Origin of the sequence: Citrobacter sp. Cpo126, assembly GCF_030332445.1 — a bacterium.
Lineage (GTDB): Bacteria > Pseudomonadota > Gammaproteobacteria > Enterobacterales > Enterobacteriaceae > Citrobacter > Citrobacter portucalensis.
Window position 1 is genome coordinate 242,300 of record NZ_JAOWHT010000037.1, and the last position, 18,169, is coordinate 260,468.

The window sequence follows — 18,169 nt, forward strand, 5'->3', positions numbered from 1 at the left end:
GAGGCGCAATGTTGCGGGGGCTTGATCCCCGGCGGCATCGGTTGCTGGAAAGAGAAAACCCCCGCACGTTGTTCGGTATAAACCTGGCAACAAAACGGGGGCTGACTTGAACCTGAACAACTCAAGGATAGCCGTGAACAGTTGCCATTGCAACACAGGCGGCTATATGACGCTCGCACAGTTAGGCGTGGCCTTCTGGCACGATTTAGCGGCTCCAATCATCGCTGGCACTATTGCCAGCCTGATTGTGAGCTGGCTGCGTAACAGGAAGTAATGCGCTTTGTGGGCGTCTGCCTGCCGTGATGGCAACATGCGCCCGAACCAGGCCGCAGGGGGCGACCTTGCGGCCTTTTTCGGCTTAAATGCAGATAAATCTCGTCGCCAGGTGCCTATCCTGTCGCGATAATGCACGTTGGGAAGTTTTCAGATACCGCCTCTCTTAATACCGCTACGATCGGGTATACTCTGACGGCAGTTTCGTCTATCCGTGGAGAGTCAGTTTGCGTGTCAGTCGCTCGTTAACAATTAAGCAGATGGCAATGGTTGCGGCCGTTGTTATGGTGTTCGTTTTTATTTTTTGCACCGTTTTGTTGTTCCATCTGGTCCAGCAAAACCGCTATAACACGGCTACGCAACTGGAAAGTATCGCTCGCTCCGTCCGTGAGCCTCTGTCGGACACTATCCTGAAAGGGGATATTCCCGAAGCGGAAGCCATTTTAAAAAGTATTCGGCCAGCGGGCGTGGTAAGTCGCGCCGATGTGGTGCTGCCCAATCAGTTTCAGGCGTTGCGGATGAGCTTTATCCCTGAACGCCCCGTTCCTGTTACGGTGACTCGCCTGTTTGAGCTTCCGGTACAAATTTCGCTGCCGATCTATTCTCTTGAGCGTTCAGCTAACCCGCAACCGCTGGCGTATCTGGTACTGCAGGCGGATTCGTACCGCATGTACAAATTCGTGATGAGTACGCTCTCGACGTTAGTGACCATTTACTTACTTTTGTCGTTAATACTGACCGTCGCCATCTCCTGGTGCATTAACCGCTTGATTGTGCACCCCTTACGTAAAATTGCCCGTGAGCTGAACGATATCCAACAGCAGGATCTGATTGGCTATCAACTGGCATTGCCGCGTCTACATCAGGATGATGAGATTGGTATGCTGGTGCGTAGCTACAATCTTAATCAGCAGTTGATTCAGCGACATAGCGAAGAGCAAAGCGACTTTGCAATGCGTTTCCCGGTTTCCGAACTGCCCAATAAGTCGTTTTTAATGGGGCTGCTGGAGCAGGTTGTTACCCGCCAGCAGACGACGGCGCTGATGATTGTCACCTGCGAAACCCTACGTGACACCGCGGGGGTGTTAACTGAAACTCAGCGGGAAATCCTGCTGCTTACGCTGGTCGAAAAACTCAAGTCGGTATTAGCCCCCAGGATGGTGCTTTCCCAGGTGAGTGGCTATGACTTCGCCATCATCGCCCATGGTGTAAAAGAACCCTGGCACGCTATTACTCTAGGTCAGCAAGTACTCACTATCGTTAACGAGCGATTACCTATTCAGGGTATTCAACTGCGTCCTACCTGCAACATTGGAGTAGCAATGTTCTATGGTGATTTGACCGCAGAACAGCTTTACCGCCGCGCTCTCTCGGCCGTATTAACCTCGCGCCATAAGGGTAAAAATCAAATTCAGTTCTTTGATCCGTTACAGATGGAAGAGGCGCAGCAGCGTTTGACGGAAGAGAACGATATTCTTACCGCGCTGGATAACCGTCAGTTCGCGCTTTGGATGCAGCCGCAGGTGGAAATGTCCAGCGGTAAGGTATTGAGCGCAGAAGCATTATTGCGGATGCAGCAGCCGGACGGAAGCTGGGAGCTGCCCGAAGGATTAATCGACAGGATTGAGTCCTGTGGTCTGATGGTGACTGTTGGTTACTGGGTGCTGGAAGAGACGTGCCGCCAGCTGTCAGCGTGGCAGGAACGGGGTCTGATGCTGCCGCTGTCGGTGAATTTGTCCGCACTACAGCTGATGCACCCGAGTATGGTCTCGGACCTGCTGGAGTTGTTAAACCGCTATCGCATCAAGCCTGGTACGTTGATCCTGGAAGTGACTGAAAGCCGGCATATCGATGATCCCCACGCCGCGGTGGCCATTTTGCGCCCATTGCGTAATGCGGGAGTACGTATCGCACTGGATGACTTTGGCATGGGGTATGCGGGCCTGCGACAGCTGCAGCACATGAAGTCGCTACCGGTGGATGTCCTCAAAATCGATAAGATGTTTGTCGACGGAGTACCTGAGGATTGCAGCATGATCTCCGCCATCATTCAGTTGGCCCACAGCCTTAATTTGCAGATGATCGCCGAAGGTGTCGAAACCGAAGCGCAGCGTGAATGGCTATCACAAGCCGGGGTGGAAGTGGCACAAGGGTTCCTGTTTGCCCGACCGGTTCCGGCAAATATCTTCGAAGAACGTTATCTGGCGCCGGAAAGCGCTGATTACAAAAGTTAAAAAAGGTCTCGCTTGTGCGAGCCAGCTCAAAATTTTTAACATTTTTGTATCAATTATGATCCAGGTACATTTCTGTCAAGTTGTGTGGGTGTTACTTTAAGGCCGCAGGTTAAACAAAACCTTACAAGACCTGTGGTTTTTACTTTAAGGACACCCTATGAAAACCTCTATATTCAAAAGCCTTTACTTTCAGGTCCTGACAGCGATTGCCATTGGTATTCTCCTTGGCCATTACTACCCTGAATTAGGCGCCCAAATGAAACCGCTTGGTGATGCCTTCGTTAAGCTCATCAAGATGGTCATCGCACCTGTCATCTTCTGTACTGTCGTTACCGGCATTGCAGGCATGGAAAGTATGAAAGCCGTAGGCCGCACCGGTGCGGTTGCACTGCTTTATTTTGAAGTGGTCAGTACGATTGCGCTGATCATCGGTCTTATCATTGTTAACGTGGTGCAACCCGGTGCCGGGATGAACGTCGATCCGGCGACGCTGGATGCCAAAGCGGTTGCGATTTACGCCGAACAGGCAAAAGACCAGGGGATCGTAGGTTTCCTGATGGATATTATCCCGGCGAGCGTCATTGGCGCGTTTGCCAGCGGTAACATCCTGCAGGTATTGCTGTTTGCAGTAATGTTTGGTTTTGCGCTGCATCGTCTGGGCAGCAAGGGCCAGATGATTTTCAACGTGATTGAAAGTTTCTCGCAGGTTATTTTCGGCATCATCAATATGATCATGCGCCTGGCGCCTATCGGTGCTTTCGGTGCTATGGCCTTTACCATCGGTAAATATGGCGTCGGAACGCTGGTGCAACTGGGTCAGCTAATCATCTGCTTCTACATCACCTGTATTCTGTTTGTGGTGCTGGTGCTGGGTTCAATTGCGCGCGCAACCGGCTTCAGTATCTTTAAATTCATCCGCTATATCCGTGAAGAGCTGCTGATCGTTCTGGGTACTTCTTCTTCCGAGTCTGCGCTGCCGCGTATGCTCGATAAGATGGAAAAACTGGGCTGTCGGAAGTCGGTTGTCGGATTGGTTATACCCACGGGCTACTCGTTTAACCTTGATGGGACATCAATCTATCTGACTATGGCGGCGGTGTTTATCGCTCAGGCGACCAACAGCCACATGGATATCTTCCATCAGATAACCCTGTTGGTGGTGCTCCTGCTCTCCTCAAAAGGTGCAGCGGGTGTGACCGGGAGTGGCTTCATTGTTCTGGCCGCGACTATCTCTGCGGTGGGGCATTTACCGGTTGCAGGCCTGGCACTGATTCTTGGTATTGACCGCTTCATGTCTGAAGCCCGTGCGCTGACCAACCTGATTGGTAACGGTGTTGCAACTGTCGTTGTGGCTAAATGGGTGAAAGAATTGGATACCAAAAAGCTGGATGACACGCTGAATAATCGTGCGCCGGATGGCAAAACGCACGATTTATCCTCTTAATCTCGTCACTTATGCCCGTAGTCCCTTCCAGGACTGCGGGCGTTTGCGCATAATTACCCCCTGTGCCTGAAACCGTCGATTCGGCGGCTCGGGATTTTTTCACTTCTTCCGTGACATTTTTATGTTCTCGCGGTCTAACACGAAGTGTTTTTAACGTCATATTCAGAGAGTCCTTTCGAGGGCTGTCTTTTTATTTCCAGGATAGTTGATCAGGGGTTCACATGCAGGGCACAAAAATTCGACTTTTAGCGGGCGGCTTGCTGATGATGGCCACTGCCGGCTATGTGCAGGCAGATGCGCTCCAGCCTGATCCAGCGTGGCAACAGGGCACGCTGGCAAATGGTTTACAGTGGCAAGTGTTAGCCACTCCCCAGCGTCCGAGCGACCGTATTGAGGTTCGCCTGCTGGTCAATACCGGTTCACTCACCGAAAGTGCGCAACAGAGTGGTTTCAGCCATGCGATCCCGCGTATCGCGCTGACGCAAAGCGGTGGCCTCGATGCCACGCAAGCCCGTTCACTGTGGCAGCAGGGGTTCGATCCCAAACGTCCCATGCCGCCGGTTATCGTTTCCTATGATTCCACGCTGTATAACCTCAGTCTGCCTAACAGCCGTAACGACCTACTGAAAGAGTCACTTTCTTATCTGGCAAATATCTCCGGTAAACTGAGCATCACCTCTGAAACGGTCAATCATGCGCTGAATAGCGAAGACATGGTTGCAACCTGGCCGTCAGATACCAAAGAAGGGTGGTGGCGTTACCGTCTGAAGGGATCGACCCTGTTGGGGCACGATCCCGCCGATCCGCTGAAAACGCCGGTAGACGCGCCGAAAATTCAGTCTTTCTACCAAAAATGGTATACCCCGGACGCGATGACGCTGATCATCGTCGGTAACGTTGATGCACGCAGCGTAGCTGAGCAAATCAATAAAACCTTTGGCGAGTTAAAAGGAAAACGCGAAACGCCTGCACCGGTTCCCACGCTCTCTCCGCTGCGAGCTGAAGCCGTGAGTATTATGACCGATGCGGTACGCCAGGATCGCCTGTCTATTATGTGGGATACGCCGTGGCAGCCGATCCGTGAATCTGCCGCGCTGTTACGTTACTGGCGCGCTGATTTAGCTCGTGAGGCGCTGTTCTGGCACATTCAGCAAGAGCTAACCAAAAACAATGCCAAAGACATTGGCCTCGGATTTGACTGCCGGGTGCTGTTCCTGCGCGCGCAGTGCGCGATTAACGTTGAGTCGCCGAACGATAAGCTGAACGCCAATCTGGGTACGGTTGCGCGTGAGCTGGCGAAAGTGCGTGATAAGGGACTGCCGGAAGAAGAGTTCAATGCGCTGGTAGCGCAAAAGAATCTGGAACTGCAGAAGCTGTTTGCCACCTATGGTCGTACCGATACCGATATTTTGATCAGCCAGCGTTTGCGCTCGCTGCAAAATCAGGTGGTGGATATTGCGCCTGAACAGTACCAGCGTTTACGCCAGAGCTTCCTCAACAGCCTGAGCGTTGAGATGCTGAATCAGGACCTGCGTCAGCAGCTGTCGCAAGATATGGCGTTAATTCTGCTGCAGCCGAAGGGTGAACCTGAATTCAATATGAAGGATCTGCAGGCGACGTGGGATAGCATTATGGCGCCCGTTACCGCAGCGGCAACGTCTGTTGAAACGGATGAATCACACCCTGAAGTGACGGATATCCCGCCTGTACAGTAAAGGGTATCGTAACCTGTAAGCCGGGCAAGTGAAGCGCTCCCGGCTTACCCAGTGCCGGATGCGGCGTTAACGCCTTATCCGGCCTACAGGAACAATAAATTATTGCGGCATGGCGTCGCGGGGGATAATCGCCCCACGATGCTGAATGACGGTGCTTGCCGTCAGGTGGCCGCGTTTTGCGGCTTCGGCGGCATCGCCACCGGTCAGACGGACCGCCAGATACCCGGCGCTGAAGGAGTCTCCGGCCGCAGTGGTATCGATCACTTTCTCTTTCGGCAATTTAACGGCCGGAACGTCGATCAGTTCTTCGCCTGCAATTGAAACCAGGCAAGAGTCTGCGCCACGCTTCACAACCACTTCCTGAACGCCAGCAGCGTGAGTACGGGCAATCACCTCGGCAACGGGTTTTTCACCCCACAGTGCGTCTTCATCGTCCAGCGTCAGGAATGCGATATTGGTGCATTCCAGCATCTGCTGATACACCTGCTGGGTTTCTTCTTTGCTGCTCCACAGACGTGGGCGGTAGTTATTGTCAAAAATGACCTTTCCGCCGTTGGCACGGCATTCACGCAGCAATGACAGCAGCTTGTCACGGCTTGCCGGGCTTAAAATCGCCAGGCTGATTCCGCTCAGATACAAGTAGTCAAATGTCGCCAGCTCTTCGCAAATCGCGGCAGACTGATCGCTCTCCAGCCAGAATTTTGCGGCGGCTTCATTACGCCAGTAATAGAAGGTGCGCTCGCCAGTGCTGTCGGTCTCAATGTAGTAGAGACCTGGCAGGCGGTTTTCCATGCGCTGGGTTAATGAAGTGTCTACGTTTTCACCCTGCCAGGACTCCAGCATTTGTTGGCTAAAACTGTCGGTACCCAGTGCAGTCACATAGTGTACGGAAAGTGCCGCCGCATCGACCTGACGGGCGATATAAACGGATGTATTCAACGTGTCGCCACCGAATCCGCGCTGAACGTCAGCGCCTTTCTGTGACAGCTCAATCATGCATTCGCCAATCACGGCAATCTTTCTGGACATAGTCGTAACCTGCTCTGAAAAAAATTAGCGTTAGTGTGCGCTGTGGGTGTTAAGTGGTCAACTATATTAAAACATCGTTCCATTATTTTTTTGAGCCAGCACGTGTTCTGCGTTGTTTTTGCCGCTTAGTTTTTATTTTTGCGCACAGCTGAACGTAAAGTTCTTCGTCTGAGCGCCGATAACCTTTGACGAGTCCGGTCAGTCACACTCTTATTTACAGGACATCTCAGATGATAAAGCAGGTTACCCAGCAGCTCATTACGCCCGATGCGAGTATTGAAAGCTTGCTGGAAAGACGCTATTGGCTGCAGTGCGAGCGTGCTTACACCTACCAGCCAATTTACCAGACCAACGGACGGCTGATGGCCGTTGAACTGCTGACCGTCGTGAGCCATCCTGATAACCCTTCCCAACGTATTGCACCAGACCGCTATTTTGCTGAAGTGGCTGTACGGCATCGTGTTGATGTTGTGAAAGAGCAACTTCTGCAGCTTGAGCTGAAAGGGGGCTTTTTCAGAGCCAACAACCTGCTGGCTTCAGTGAATGTCGATGGACCAACACTCATTGCGATGCGTCAGGATCCCGAAATCCTGAAAATCATTGAAGGCCTGCCGTGGCTGCGTTTTGAGCTGGTGGAACATATCCGCTTGCCGAAGGGGTCGTCGTTCGCCTCAATGTGCGAGTTCGGCCCGCTCTGGCTGGATGACTTTGGTACCGGAATGGCGAACTTCTCGGCGCTTAGTGAAGTGAGTTATGACTATATCAAAGTGGCGCGGGATCTGTTCGTCATGCTGCGCAAGACGCCGGAGGGACGTAATCTCTTCACACTACTATTACAGCTCATGAACCGCTATTGCCGCGGTGTCATTGTCGAAGGTGTTGAAACGCTGGAAGAGTGGCGCGATGTGCAAAACTCACCGGCTTTCGCTGCGCAAGGCTATTTTCTCTCTCGTCCAGTGCCTCTGGATACGCTTGAAGAGGTGATCCTGTCGCTTTGATGAGGGCGTAGTGCACCTCCTTTTCATCCTGCTGGACTATCTTTAGGACAGGCAAGGAAGGAAGTAAGGAGGTTAGACATGACGAGAACAGGTAAAATAACCACTTCAGTAATAGGGGTTTTCTTGTTGTTGATCGTCGTACTCATCATTGTGATTGCGACATTTGACTGGAACCGGCTCAAACCGACCATCAACCAGAAAGTCTCTACAGAACTCAACCGGCCCTTTGCTATACGGGGTGACCTGGGCGTGGTTTGGGAACGCCAGAAGCAGGAAACTGGCTGGCGTAGCTGGGTTCCTTGGCCGCATGTTCATGCTGAAGATATTATCCTCGGCAACCCGCCGGACATTCCTGACGTCACCATGGTGCATCTGCCGCGTGTTGAAGCTACGCTCGCCCCGCTGGCACTGCTGACAAAAACCGTCTGGCTCCCGTGGGTCAAGCTGGTCAAACCCGATGCGCGGCTGATCCGCCTGTCGGAGAAAAACAATAACTGGACCTTTAACTTAGCTGGGGACGAAAACCGCGATCCTGATGCGCCGCCATCAGCATGGTCTTTCCGGCTGGATAACATTCTGTTCGACCAGGGACGTATCGCCATTAACGATAAGGTGACGAAGTCGGAGATTGAGATCCTGGTCGATCCGCTGGGTAAACCGTTACCCTTTAGCGAAGTGACCGGCGCAAAAGGTAAAGAGAGCAACGCCCGCGTCGAGGACTACGTGTTTGGGCTGAAAGCGCAAGGACGATATAACGGCGAACCGCTAAGCGGTAGCGGAAAAATAGGCGGAATGCTGGCGCTGCGTGGCGAAGATACGCCTTTCCCGATTCAGGCTGATTTCCGTTCGGGCAATACGCGCGTAGCGTTTATCGGCACGATAAACGATCCGATGAATATGGGCGGGGCGGATCTGCGGCTTAAATTCTCGGGAGATTCGCTAGGGGATTTGTACGATTTGACCGGCGTACTGCTCCCGGATACGCCGCCGTTTGAAACCGACGGACGTCTGGTGGCGAAAATTGACCCGGAAAAATCCTCTGTTTTTGATTATCGCGATTTCAATGGTCGTATTGGCGACAGCGATATTCACGGAACGCTGGCCTACACCACCGGTAAGCCGCGACCCATGCTGAAGGGTGATGTGGAATCACGCCAGTTGAGGTTGGCCGATTTGGGGCCGCTGATCGGGGTGGATTCAGGCAAAGGGGCGGAACGGGCAAAACAATCTGAACAACGCAAAGGTGAGAAGAGCGTTCAGCCTGCGGACAAGGTCTTGCCGTATGACCGTTTTGAAACCGATAAATGGAACGTGATGGACGCTGACGTGCGTTTCAAAGGACGGCGTATTGAGCATGGCAGTAGCCTGCCGATCAGCGATCTCTCCACTCATATCATCCTGAAAAATGCCGACCTGCGCCTGCAACCGCTGAAATTTGGTCTTGCGGGAGGCAGCATTGTCTCCAGCATCCATCTGGAAGGGGATAAAAAGCCGATGCGGGGGCAGGCGGATATTCAGGCGCGGCGGCTGAAGCTAAAAGCGCTGATGCCCGATGTGGAACTGATGCAGAAAACGCTCGGTGAAATGAACGGGGACGCCCGGTTTAGCGGAAGTGGAAACTCGGTAGCGGCGCTGCTGGGTAACAGCAATGGCAACCTGAAACTGCTGATGAATGACGGCTTGATCAGCCGGAATCTGATGGAAATTGTGGGCTTGAATCTGGGGAACTATCTTGTCGGGCAGATATTTGGTGATGACGAAGTGCGGGTGAACTGCGCGGCGGCGAATCTGGATATTGTTAACGGCGTGGCGCGTCCGCAGATTTTTGCTTTCGACACGGAAAACGCAGTCATCAATGTCACTGGTACGGCAAGCTTTGCGTCGGAGCAACTGGATTTAACCATCGATCCGGAGAGCAAAGGGATTCGTATTATTACTCTGCGTTCGCCGCTGTATGTTCGCGGCACATTTAAGAATCCGCGGGCTGGCGTGAAGGCCGGACCGCTGATTGCGCGCGGTGCGGTTGCTGCCGCATTAGCCACGTTAGTTACTCCCGCGGCAGCCTTGTTGGCGCTGATTTCGCCGTCAGAGGGTGACGCGAATCAGTGCCGGACGATCCTGTCGCAGATGAAGAAGTGATGTCTGGCCGGATGTTTATCCGGCCTGGATTTCATGCTCAACCCAGGCCGGATAAGGTGGTTATGCCGCATCCGGCAAAAGAATTACAACGACTGATGGCGGGTTTCGTGGGTCAACAGCAGTGCAATCAGCGTCAATGCCGCCATCGATGCCAGATACGTACCAACAGCCGCCAGACCATAATTCGCCTGCAACCATGCAGCGATGTATGGGGCAACCGATGCGCCGAGAATCGACGAAACGTTGTACGAGAACGACGCCCCCGTGTAGCGCACTTCGGTCGGGAACAGCTCCGGCAGCAGTGCGCCCATCGGGCCAAATGTCAGACCCATCAGGCTTAAGCCCAGCAACAGGAAGGCGAACACCAGCACCGGATTGCCAGAGCCGAGCAGCGGTTTAAAGGCAAACAGCGCAAACAGAATGATCAGCGTGGTGATTATAAGCATGCTCTTGCGGCGACCAAACGCATCGGCCAGCAGGCCCGCCACCGGTACCATGACGCCAAAACCAATAACCGCCATCATCAGCATCCACAACACTTCATTACGCGGCAGGCCAAGCCCTACGGGCGCTGCGGCGGTACTGAACGTCATCGAATAGACGGTCATGATATAGAACAACGTATAGGTCGCCAGCATGATGAACGTGCCGAGGACCGTCACGCGAACATGTTTTGTCAGTAGAGTACCCAGCGGGATTTTCACCTGTTTTTTCGCCGCGGCTACTTTGGCGAAGACCGGGGATTCATGCAACGAAACGCGGACGTACAGACCGATAATCACCAGCACCGCGGAGAAGATGAACGGTACGCGCCAGCCCCAGCTCATGAACTGTTCGTCGGTCAGCAGCCAGGAGAGCAGCAGAAAGGTACCGTTGGCGAAGAAGAAACCGATAGGCGCGCCCAGCTGCGGAAATGATCCGTACAGCGCGCGTTTGCGCGGTGGCGCATTTTCCGTCGCCAGCAACGCTGCGCCGCCCCATTCACCGCCCAGACCTAAACCCTGGCCAAAACGCGCCAGCGCCAGCAGCAGTGGGGCGAAAATGCCGATAGTTTCATAGCCCGGCAGCAGGCCAATGACGACTGTTGAGATCCCCATGGTAAGCAGTGAAGCAACCAGCGTGACTTTACGGCCGACGCGATCGCCGAAATGTCCGAACACCGCGGAACCGATTGGTCGGGCCACAAAGGCGATAGCAAAAGTGGCGAGGGACTGTAGCGTTGCCGCGGTCGGATCCCCCTGCGGGAAGAAGATATGCGGGAAAACGATCACCGCGGCGGTGGCGTAAATATAGAAGTCGAAGAACTCAATGGCGGTGCCAATGAGCGAGGCGACGACAACTTTATTGCGCGAGTTGACCGGGGTGTGTTCCTGTTCGTTGTCGAGTGTTGTGGCTGTTGCTTGCATAATATTTTCTTATTTTTGGCCGAACGAAAGGTCATATTACGCACAGCAAAAGAGACATTTCAATCTGTAACAAACTTTGAGATTGGTCAAAAACAGAGCAAAAAGGGGATAATTTTTAGGCTTGAGATTTCACTTCCATGAAATGCTTCACACAATTTAAAACTTGGATGATAAAACTGGTTTTTGGTTAAATAAAAGTTACGGGTTGGATTTATTCACTAAATCAGTGAGAGCAGGCGGCATTATAATTGCCGGATGGGGCTGCGCTTATCCGGCCAACAATACTCTCCCGTAGGCCAGATAAGCGCAGCCCCATCCGGCCAGTTAACAAAGATTAGCGGTGTGTTTTCCCCGGCATACGCGGGTCGTCTTTGTATTCCGCCGTGGCAATCCAGGCTGCGCAAAACAGGGTCAGACGAGCGAAGAAGTAGAAGAATGCCATCAGTCCAAGCACGGAACCAAATGCCGCGCCTGACGGCGACTGCACCAGTGATGGCAGCGTATACGTCATGATCATTTTGATGACTTCAAACCCCAGCGCCGCGATAAAGGTACCGCGTATGAGCGCTTTCTTACGCGGTCGGTGACGCGGTAGCCGCCAAAAAATCCAGAAGAACAGCAGGTAGTTGGCGAAAATAGAGATGGTCAGGCCGATCAGTCGCCAGGCGGGCTTCAGCCATTCGATACCGTCGAGATACAGCGCAGAGATAATCATCTGTTGGGCGGAACCGGCGATAGAGGTAATGGACAGAGTAACAATCAGCGCAACCAGTAAGCCAATCAAGGAAACAAAATCACGCAGATATTTGACCCAAATTTTTTCCTGATCCTGCGGCGTACGTTCCCAAACATCCCGCGACTGGGCACGAATCGCTTCGCGCAGGTTCCCCATCCAGTTAATGCCGGAATAGAGCGCGATACCCAGCCCAACCAAACCTACGGTCGTACGCTGCTGAACGGCGGTATTGATGGTGTTTTTCAGCGTAGAGGCGAGCGTCGGATCGCTGACGTTCAGCAGAATCTTGCTGAAGATATCCTGCAACAGCGTAGGGTGCGAAGCGAGAATAAAACCCGCAGCGGCAAACGACACCATCAGGATTGGGATCATCGACAGAAACGAGAAGTAGGTAATGGCGGCGCCAAACTGATTTCCCATACGATCGTTAAACCGCTCTGCGGCACGAATAAGATGGGCGATGATGGGCTGGCGTTGAATTTTATCAGCGAAGGTCAGCGCGGTTTTCAGCGCCTGGTTCGCTTTAGCGTTTTTCTCCGGCGCGGCGGAGGCTGATTTATGTTCTGGCGTAGGGTGTTTTGCGTCTTGTTCCTGCGTCATCCGATCGGTTGTCCTTATTTTGTTCACTCATGACATTATAGCCTGCTCAGGGGCGCATCCTGAAAAATGGACTAATCCACATAGTCTTTCATCACGCCAGTCAGCCATTCCATAAACAGATGTACCCGGCGGGAGAGGTTGCGCCGATGCGGATAAAGCAAAGAGACTGGCATTGGCTCGGCGCGATATTGCGGCAACACTTCGACCAGCGTACCGGCGCGCAGGGCATCACGCACGCCAACGCGCGGCACCTGAATAATGCCCAGACCGGCAAGGCATGCTGCGTGATAGGTTTCGGTACTGTTTACCGTTAGCATGCCGCCGGTTTTAACCCATTGCGTGCCGTTTTCTGTCGCCACTTCGAAACCTTGCGCACGCGTTCCCAAATTGACCGAGTAATGCACCACTGCATGCGAGGCAAGATCCTCCAGGCTTTCCGGGTAACCAAAGCGGGCGAGGTATTGCGGGCTGGCGCAGTTAATCTGCGTGAGTTTCCCCAGCGGGCGCGCAATCAGCCCTGAATCTTTCAGCGTACCTACGCGTACCACACAGTCGAAACCTTCGCGGATCAAATCCACCAGGCGGTCGCTGCTGCTGAGTTCGAGTTCCAGGCCCGGATACTGATGCAAAAAGCTCGGTAAGCGGGGCATCACCAGGTTTCTTGCTACACCGACCGGCATATCAACGCGCAGCTTGCCGCTGATGCTGGACGGATCGTGATGGAACAGCCCATCCAGCTCATCCAGATTACTCAACAGATCTTTCGCGCGTTCGTAATAGATCATGCCGTCTTGCGTGAGCTGAACGCGGCGTGTTGTGCGGTGCAACAATTGCGTGCCCAGATGATTTTCCAGAGCCTGGATCTGGCGCGATACGCTACCTTTAGGAAGTCCGAGGGTGTCTGCCGCGCGCGAAAAGCTCTCCAGTTCTGCGACGCGGATGAACAACTGCATTGCGTGAATTTTATCCATTCTCATGCCCTATTGTTGTTCTAAATGAAACAGTAATGCGCAGTTAGCAGTATTTATTGTTCTTCTATCACCTAATAAGCTTTGTCTCAATCTTCACAACACCTGAAATGAGGTTTCTTATGACGCAACGTATCGCATTGGTGACTGGCGGCGGCCGTGGACTCGGTAAGAACGCGGCGCTGAAGCTGGCGAGTAAAGGAATCGGTATTATCCTGACGTGGAACAGCAATGAAAAAGAAGCGCAGCAGGTTGTGGATGAAATACGCCAATCTGGCGGTAAAGCGGCGGCATTACCGTTGAATGTCGGTGATATTTCTACATTCCCTCAGTTTGTTCAACAGGTGCAGGGAACGTTACAAACGCAGTGGCAAAGTAACGCATTTGATTATTTATTGAACAATGCCGGGATCGGCATTAACGCACCGTATCCGGCATTTACTGAAGCGCAATTTGACCAACTTTTGAACATCCATTTTAAGGGCCCCTTTTTCCTGACGCAGAGCTTGCTACCGCTGATGAATAAAGGTGGTCGCATCCTCAATGTCTCGACCGGGCTTGCCCGCTTTGCGCTACCGGGTTACAGCGCATACGCAGCCATGAAAGGTGCGATGGAAGTGTTAACCCGTTATCAGGCAAAAGAGCTGGGAGAGCGCGGCATAACGGCGAATATTATTGCGCCAGGCGCAATAGAAACGGATTTTAGCGGCGGAAATGTGCGGGATAATGCGCAATTGAATGCGTACATTGCATCGCAAACGGCGCTGGGACGCGTTGGTTTGCCGGATGATATCGGCGATGCAATTGCTGCGCTGCTTAGCGATGAACTGGCCTGGATGACGGCACAGCGTATCGAGGTATCCGGCGGAATGTTCCTGTAAACCCATAAGGTGCTTATTCAACAGGTCACGGCATGCGTTGAATGAGCACTTAATGCTAGATTGTATTTTGTAACAGATTTATCCATTGTCGTAGATATCTTATTTTTAGCTAAAAATATAAAATCATATTAATTAATATTCATTGTCTTATCATGAGCGTCGAATATTAAGACTTTCCCTAATTTTCGAACCTGTTTTTGTTCCTTTGTATGATCCTTCGGGTTGAGCTGTAACTATTCATAACTTCTGCTTCTTTCTTCCCCATCTATCGGTAAAATGGCCCCCCGCCAAATGGTGACTTCTTATTTTACCCTATGGGTAATACCCTTCCGCATGTTAAGGCTAATATCCTATTCGGATGGAGATAAATAATGCAGGTAGTAATGTTTGACAGGCAGTCAATATTTATTCATGGAATGAATGTAAGTTTGCAGCAACGTATTCCAGGAGTGGATGTTCAGGGTGTCAGTCAGGCAGATGAACTTTGGCTGACGCTGGAAGATAAACCCGAGGCATTAGTTATATTGGATGGCGACCTTGATGCTGAGTTCTGCTGTAGCTTGCTGCAACAGATAGCAGAGCGCTTTGCGATGGTGAAGGTGCTGGTGACCGCAACGGACTGCCGTAAAAAATGGCTGCAAGAGGTCACTAAACTGAACGTGCTGGCCATTGTTCCGCGCGATTCTGACGCGGAAACCTTTACGCTGGCCCTCAATAGCGTCGCGATGGGTATGATGTTTATCCCCAGAGACTGCATAACCGCTACCGAAAGCGGTGGGCAAAATATCAGATTGCTCAGCGCGCGTCAGCGGGAGATTTTGACCATGCTGGCCGCCGGAGAATCTAATAAACAAATTGGTCGACTGTTAAATATCAGTACCGGAACGGTAAAAGCCCATCTTGAATCGTTGTACCAGCGCCTGGAGGTAAAAAACCGTACGCAGGCGGCAATGATGTTAAACAACACCATTTACTAGGAACATATTTCACAGTCAGAATATTTCTGGCTGTGAAATAAACACCGGCCAGATATTTTTAGCGCAAAATTGGGTAATTCCCACACTGAATATCCACGTAATTAATGCTTCCAGCTGAAACCTGTCTTTTATTTGCGTCATTTCCTTATGGATGAATGCCTCGCAGATCCTCATATCTGCGAGCAGCAATGTTTCTGCCTGCATCACCGTAATTGGGGTATCAAAGGATTCATTGGCGGTGATTTCGTGTCCGTAGCCAATGACCCAGATGCCTTTTTTGTCCTGATACTTTTCCAGCGACAGGCCCTGCCATTGCTTAATAAATGCAATACAAGCGGGCGTGAAATGCGTCGAACGCAGCGGCATAATAGTCTCTGTGCAAAGAGACCTATTCTAAAAAAAACACGCCGTTACGCTAGTTGCCTGACAGCCAGTATTTACCGCAAAACGACCTATGCCGTGGGCGGCTGATATTCCTGTTTTAACAGACCAAAAATCCAGTCATCGTGCCAGGTATGATGTAGCCAGTAGCTTGCGCGTAGCGTGCCTTCATGAATGAACCCGACCTTTTCCAACAGACGCCGTGAGGCTTCGTTTCCTGCGGTGACACAGGCGGTCAGTCGCCGCAGACCGCCGCTGGCAAATGCGTATTCACACACGGCATGCAGAGATTCAGCGCCATACCCTTTACCCTGCGCCTCTGGGGCGAGCAGAAAGCCAACCTCGGCACACTCATTGCTCTCCTGAATGTATCCTGTCACGCCAAGCGGTGCTCCCGATGTCTTATCGCACAGGAGCAGACATAGCCAGTGCGGGCTGCCGGGAAACCATTCAGGCAGGCGGGAGTCGAAGGCTGTCCGTATTTCCTCTTCAGTACGTGCGTCAGCGACAAAGCGCATCACATCTGGGTTCTGCTGTAGCGTTAAGAAGAACGTCCAGTCATTTTCTGTCAGTGGGCGGCAGAGCAGACGTGATGTTTGCAGTACAGGCACAGGCTTATCTCCAGAATAATTTTCAATGATTGTGCGGAAGTCACTGTAAAACTTATTTATTTGCTATATGAATGTGTTCTAGTCTACATCGGCACAACGTTGCGTTTAAAAAAGATAATTACATACCATTGTGAGGCCGCACGTTTTGGGTCCTTTTAGGGAAGATGATGACCAATAGCGCGTTACAAGCGACATGTACACCCTTTGAACATTGTCTGGGGATTATCCGCCAGGCGTCGGTAGAAATATTACTGCTGCTAGGCGTACATGCCGCAGAAGGCAAAGACCCACGGTGGTTTCTCGAGCAACTGGATCAGGCACGACTGAATCTGGGTGGCTGGGGGGCTGTCGCCAGACGGTTGCAGATGAATGATGCGCAATTGAGCCAGTTCACTCTGCGGCTACGTCATCTTCAACAGAGTGTACCCCAATATGAAAATGGCCAGGACGTCAGTGAAAACCAGCTGATTTCAGCGCTGCGCTTTGTGGCTTCTCTGGAACAATTACGCCAGCAACAGCCCATCCTGAAGTATCAAACCGAAATTGCACCTGTGGAGCCGGATGCTCAGATGCGGGCGCAGCGTCAACTTCGCGCAATAGAATTAACCCTCAAATCTCTGATTGCACGGGTATGGCCGGATCAACATCCTCTCAACAGCTTTCTGAAACAGCACTTTGGTGGTGAACGTCTGCGTCGCTGGCTAAAGTTGGGCGAAGGACGAGATGCGCTGGACGGTATGATGTTTAGCGAGTTGGCGCTGATGGTCGTCGATAAGAAATTATTCGTTCGCCACTTTACGCAGATTTTTAACGATACCTCAGTGCTCATGTCATTTGTTGAGCCGCGTATCACGCTACGCATGTTTTTGGATGATTGCCGCCTGGCTCGTAACTGCGTTATCGCGCAGCAGCCGCTGACGTCGGTACAACTGATGTTGCTGGACTACCAGTACCGACAGATAACTCATCCTGTGCAACGGGCATTTGAAGAACGGCGTACGCGCATTAATCCTGCGTCGTATCTGGAATCTGATGAGGCCATGGTCCGCCAGTTTTGGGAAACAGCAAAGCAAAAAGACGAGCAAGCGGGAGGCGATAAGCATGAAATCGCAGACAGTATTGATCCGCCGGAAAAGCGGGCCAAGCGCACTGCGGAAGAACGTGAACAGCTGATTTCCGGTATGTTGTGGGTAGCGGTCGGCGTGATGGTGCTGGCGATTTCGCTGGGTGCGTTCTGGTTATTCACTTCGCCAGCGCCACAGGCGTCTTCCGGACAATCCGTTGAAATTGTGCAGGAGGAACCGCGACGTGATGCCCCTAGCGCACGGGAGGCGGTGACCCGAATGGGCATCACCTGGGATGCCTTTAACATGCGGGCGGCTATCGATCGCAATGACACCCGCGTGACGTCACTGTTCCTACAGGGCGGGATGGACTGGAAGCTGGCGTGGACGGAGCAGGCGTTTTCGGCGGGCAATACAGAGGTGTTGAGACTGCTGCTGCGTTACCCTTCGCAGATGGATGAAAGCAAACCATGCCGACAGTTTATGACTACGCTCAGCCATGCGATGTCGAATGGGGCATCGCTCACTTCGCTGCATAAAAGTTATCTGCAAAGTTTTTGTTCCGTGCCTGCGGTCGTTGCGCGTCAGCAATATGATCTTGAGCAGGCCGAGCTGCGTGTTCGCGCCCAGCCAAGCCCTGAGAACAAGAAATGGCAGAAAATTCACGCCGAGCTGTACGATGCGATTAACTAAAAGCCTGATGACTCAGACCG

General features: G+C 52.3%; 15 protein-coding genes. 9 read left to right on the forward strand and 6 right to left on the reverse strand.

Features of this window, described 5'->3' with window-relative positions; translation table 11 throughout:
* Nucleotides 1-166: 166 nt before the first annotated feature.
* From OGY17_RS17820 to OGY17_RS17835, 4 genes are all read left to right on the forward strand, one after another.
* Nucleotides 167-274 carry a type I toxin-antitoxin system toxin Ldr family protein gene (locus tag OGY17_RS17820; protein WP_003827426.1) on the forward strand — a complete coding sequence of 36 codons (108 nt, stop codon included), beginning with the start codon at nt 167-169 and terminating at the stop codon, nt 272-274.
* 226 nt (nt 275-500) lie between these two features.
* Nucleotides 501-2,507 carry a biofilm formation regulator HmsP gene (hmsP, locus tag OGY17_RS17825; protein ID WP_075553079.1) on the forward strand — a complete coding sequence of 669 codons (2,007 nt, stop codon included), beginning with the start codon at nt 501-503 and terminating at the stop codon, nt 2,505-2,507.
* Nucleotides 2,508-2,664: 157 nt separating this feature from the next.
* The gene (gene dctA / locus OGY17_RS17830; protein ID WP_008786411.1) at nt 2,665-3,951 is read left to right on the forward strand and encodes a C4-dicarboxylate transporter DctC; all 1,287 of its coding nucleotides are present in this window, start codon (nt 2,665-2,667) and stop codon (nt 3,949-3,951) included.
* A gap of 221 nt (nt 3,952-4,172) precedes the next feature.
* Nucleotides 4,173-5,666, forward strand: coding sequence for a M16 family metallopeptidase (locus OGY17_RS17835; protein ID WP_286607943.1), 1,494 nt, complete (start codon nt 4,173-4,175; stop codon nt 5,664-5,666).
* A gap of 99 nt (nt 5,667-5,765) precedes the next feature.
* On the opposite strand, the gene kdgK is transcribed toward OGY17_RS17835, so the two are convergent.
* On the reverse strand, nt 5,766-6,695 hold the full coding sequence (gene kdgK / locus OGY17_RS17840) for a 2-dehydro-3-deoxygluconokinase (RefSeq protein ID WP_267438745.1): 930 nt from the start codon (nt 6,693-6,695) through the stop codon (nt 5,766-5,768).
* Between the two features lie 230 nt (nt 6,696-6,925).
* On the opposite strand from kdgK, the gene pdeH reads away from it, so the two are divergent.
* Together pdeH and OGY17_RS17850 are read left to right on the forward strand one after the other, a co-directional pair.
* On the forward strand, nt 6,926-7,693 hold the full coding sequence (gene pdeH, locus OGY17_RS17845; protein WP_008786408.1) for a cyclic-guanylate-specific phosphodiesterase: 768 nt from the start codon (nt 6,926-6,928) through the stop codon (nt 7,691-7,693).
* A gap of 78 nt (nt 7,694-7,771) precedes the next feature.
* Complete coding sequence (locus tag OGY17_RS17850; protein WP_219988475.1) at nt 7,772-9,832, forward strand: AsmA family protein; 2,061 nt, start codon at nt 7,772-7,774, stop codon at nt 9,830-9,832.
* An 83-nt stretch (nt 9,833-9,915) separates the two neighbouring features.
* Here OGY17_RS17850 and OGY17_RS17855 read toward each other — a convergent pair whose 3' ends face one another.
* The 3 genes from OGY17_RS17855 to OGY17_RS17865 all read right to left on the reverse strand — a co-directional run bounded on the left by OGY17_RS17855 (nt 9,916) and on the right by OGY17_RS17865 (nt 13,545).
* Nucleotides 9,916-11,238 (reverse strand): MFS transporter, encoded by a 1,323-nt coding sequence (locus OGY17_RS17855; protein ID WP_286607947.1) that lies wholly within the window; start codon nt 11,236-11,238, stop codon nt 9,916-9,918.
* 334 nt (nt 11,239-11,572) lie between these two features.
* Nucleotides 11,573-12,574 carry an inner membrane protein YhjD gene (yhjD, locus tag OGY17_RS17860; protein ID WP_048215344.1) on the reverse strand — a complete coding sequence of 334 codons (1,002 nt, stop codon included), beginning with the start codon at nt 12,572-12,574 and terminating at the stop codon, nt 11,573-11,575.
* A gap of 71 nt (nt 12,575-12,645) precedes the next feature.
* Nucleotides 12,646-13,545, reverse strand: coding sequence for a LysR family transcriptional regulator (locus OGY17_RS17865; RefSeq protein ID WP_103014704.1), 900 nt, complete (start codon nt 13,543-13,545; stop codon nt 12,646-12,648).
* A 119-nt stretch (nt 13,546-13,664) separates the two neighbouring features.
* On the opposite strand from OGY17_RS17865, the gene OGY17_RS17870 reads away from it, so the two are divergent.
* Complete coding sequence (locus OGY17_RS17870; protein WP_048215346.1) at nt 13,665-14,423, forward strand: SDR family NAD(P)-dependent oxidoreductase; 759 nt, start codon at nt 13,665-13,667, stop codon at nt 14,421-14,423.
* Nucleotides 14,424-14,794: 371 nt separating this feature from the next.
* Nucleotides 14,795-15,400, forward strand: a complete 606-nt coding sequence (locus OGY17_RS17875) for a helix-turn-helix transcriptional regulator (RefSeq protein ID WP_003827446.1) — start codon at nt 14,795-14,797, stop codon at nt 15,398-15,400.
* Nucleotides 15,401-15,415: 15 nt separating this feature from the next.
* Here OGY17_RS17875 and OGY17_RS17880 read toward each other — a convergent pair whose 3' ends face one another.
* Entirely contained in the window at nt 15,416-15,766 is a 351-nt protein-coding gene (locus OGY17_RS17880; protein WP_048215347.1) for a glycoside hydrolase family protein, read from the reverse strand.
* A gap of 86 nt (nt 15,767-15,852) precedes the next feature.
* Entirely contained in the window at nt 15,853-16,392 is a 540-nt protein-coding gene (locus tag OGY17_RS17885; RefSeq protein WP_048215348.1) for a GNAT family N-acetyltransferase, read from the reverse strand.
* Between the two features lie 167 nt (nt 16,393-16,559).
* Between OGY17_RS17885 and OGY17_RS17890 the strand changes: the two genes are divergently transcribed.
* Nucleotides 16,560-18,149: an STY4199 family HEPN domain-containing protein gene (locus OGY17_RS17890; protein WP_032945303.1), complete on the forward strand. Its 1,590-nt coding sequence runs from the start codon at nt 16,560-16,562 to the stop codon at nt 18,147-18,149.
* Nucleotides 18,150-18,169 lie beyond the last annotated feature (20 nt).

What these genes read in the sequence shown, in the direction of transcription:
- pdeH (WP_008786408.1), top strand. Translation starts at nt 6,926, where the DNA reads ATGATAAAGCAGGTTACCCAGCAGCTCATTACGCCCGATGCGAGTATT.
- OGY17_RS17850 (WP_219988475.1), top strand. Translation starts at nt 7,772, where the DNA reads ATGACGAGAACAGGTAAAATAACCACTTCAGTAATAGGGGTTTTCTTG.
- OGY17_RS17865 (WP_103014704.1), bottom strand. Translation starts at nt 13,545, where the DNA reads ATGGATAAAATTCACGCAATGCAGTTGTTCATCCGCGTCGCAGAACTG.
- OGY17_RS17880 (WP_048215347.1), bottom strand. Translation starts at nt 15,766, where the DNA reads ATGCCGCTGCGTTCGACGCATTTCACGCCCGCTTGTATTGCATTTATT.
- OGY17_RS17875 (WP_003827446.1), top strand. Translation starts at nt 14,795, where the DNA reads ATGCAGGTAGTAATGTTTGACAGGCAGTCAATATTTATTCATGGAATG.
- yhjD (WP_048215344.1), bottom strand. Translation starts at nt 12,574, where the DNA reads ATGACGCAGGAACAAGACGCAAAACACCCTACGCCAGAACATAAATCA.
- OGY17_RS17855 (WP_286607947.1), bottom strand. Translation starts at nt 11,238, where the DNA reads ATGCAAGCAACAGCCACAACACTCGACAACGAACAGGAACACACCCCG.
- kdgK (WP_267438745.1), bottom strand. Translation starts at nt 6,695, where the DNA reads ATGTCCAGAAAGATTGCCGTGATTGGCGAATGCATGATTGAGCTGTCA.
- OGY17_RS17870 (WP_048215346.1), top strand. Translation starts at nt 13,665, where the DNA reads ATGACGCAACGTATCGCATTGGTGACTGGCGGCGGCCGTGGACTCGGT.
- OGY17_RS17890 (WP_032945303.1), top strand. Translation starts at nt 16,560, where the DNA reads ATGACCAATAGCGCGTTACAAGCGACATGTACACCCTTTGAACATTGT.
- dctA (WP_008786411.1), top strand. Translation starts at nt 2,665, where the DNA reads ATGAAAACCTCTATATTCAAAAGCCTTTACTTTCAGGTCCTGACAGCG.
- OGY17_RS17835 (WP_286607943.1), top strand. Translation starts at nt 4,173, where the DNA reads ATGCAGGGCACAAAAATTCGACTTTTAGCGGGCGGCTTGCTGATGATG.
- OGY17_RS17820 (WP_003827426.1), top strand. Translation starts at nt 167, where the DNA reads ATGACGCTCGCACAGTTAGGCGTGGCCTTCTGGCACGATTTAGCGGCT.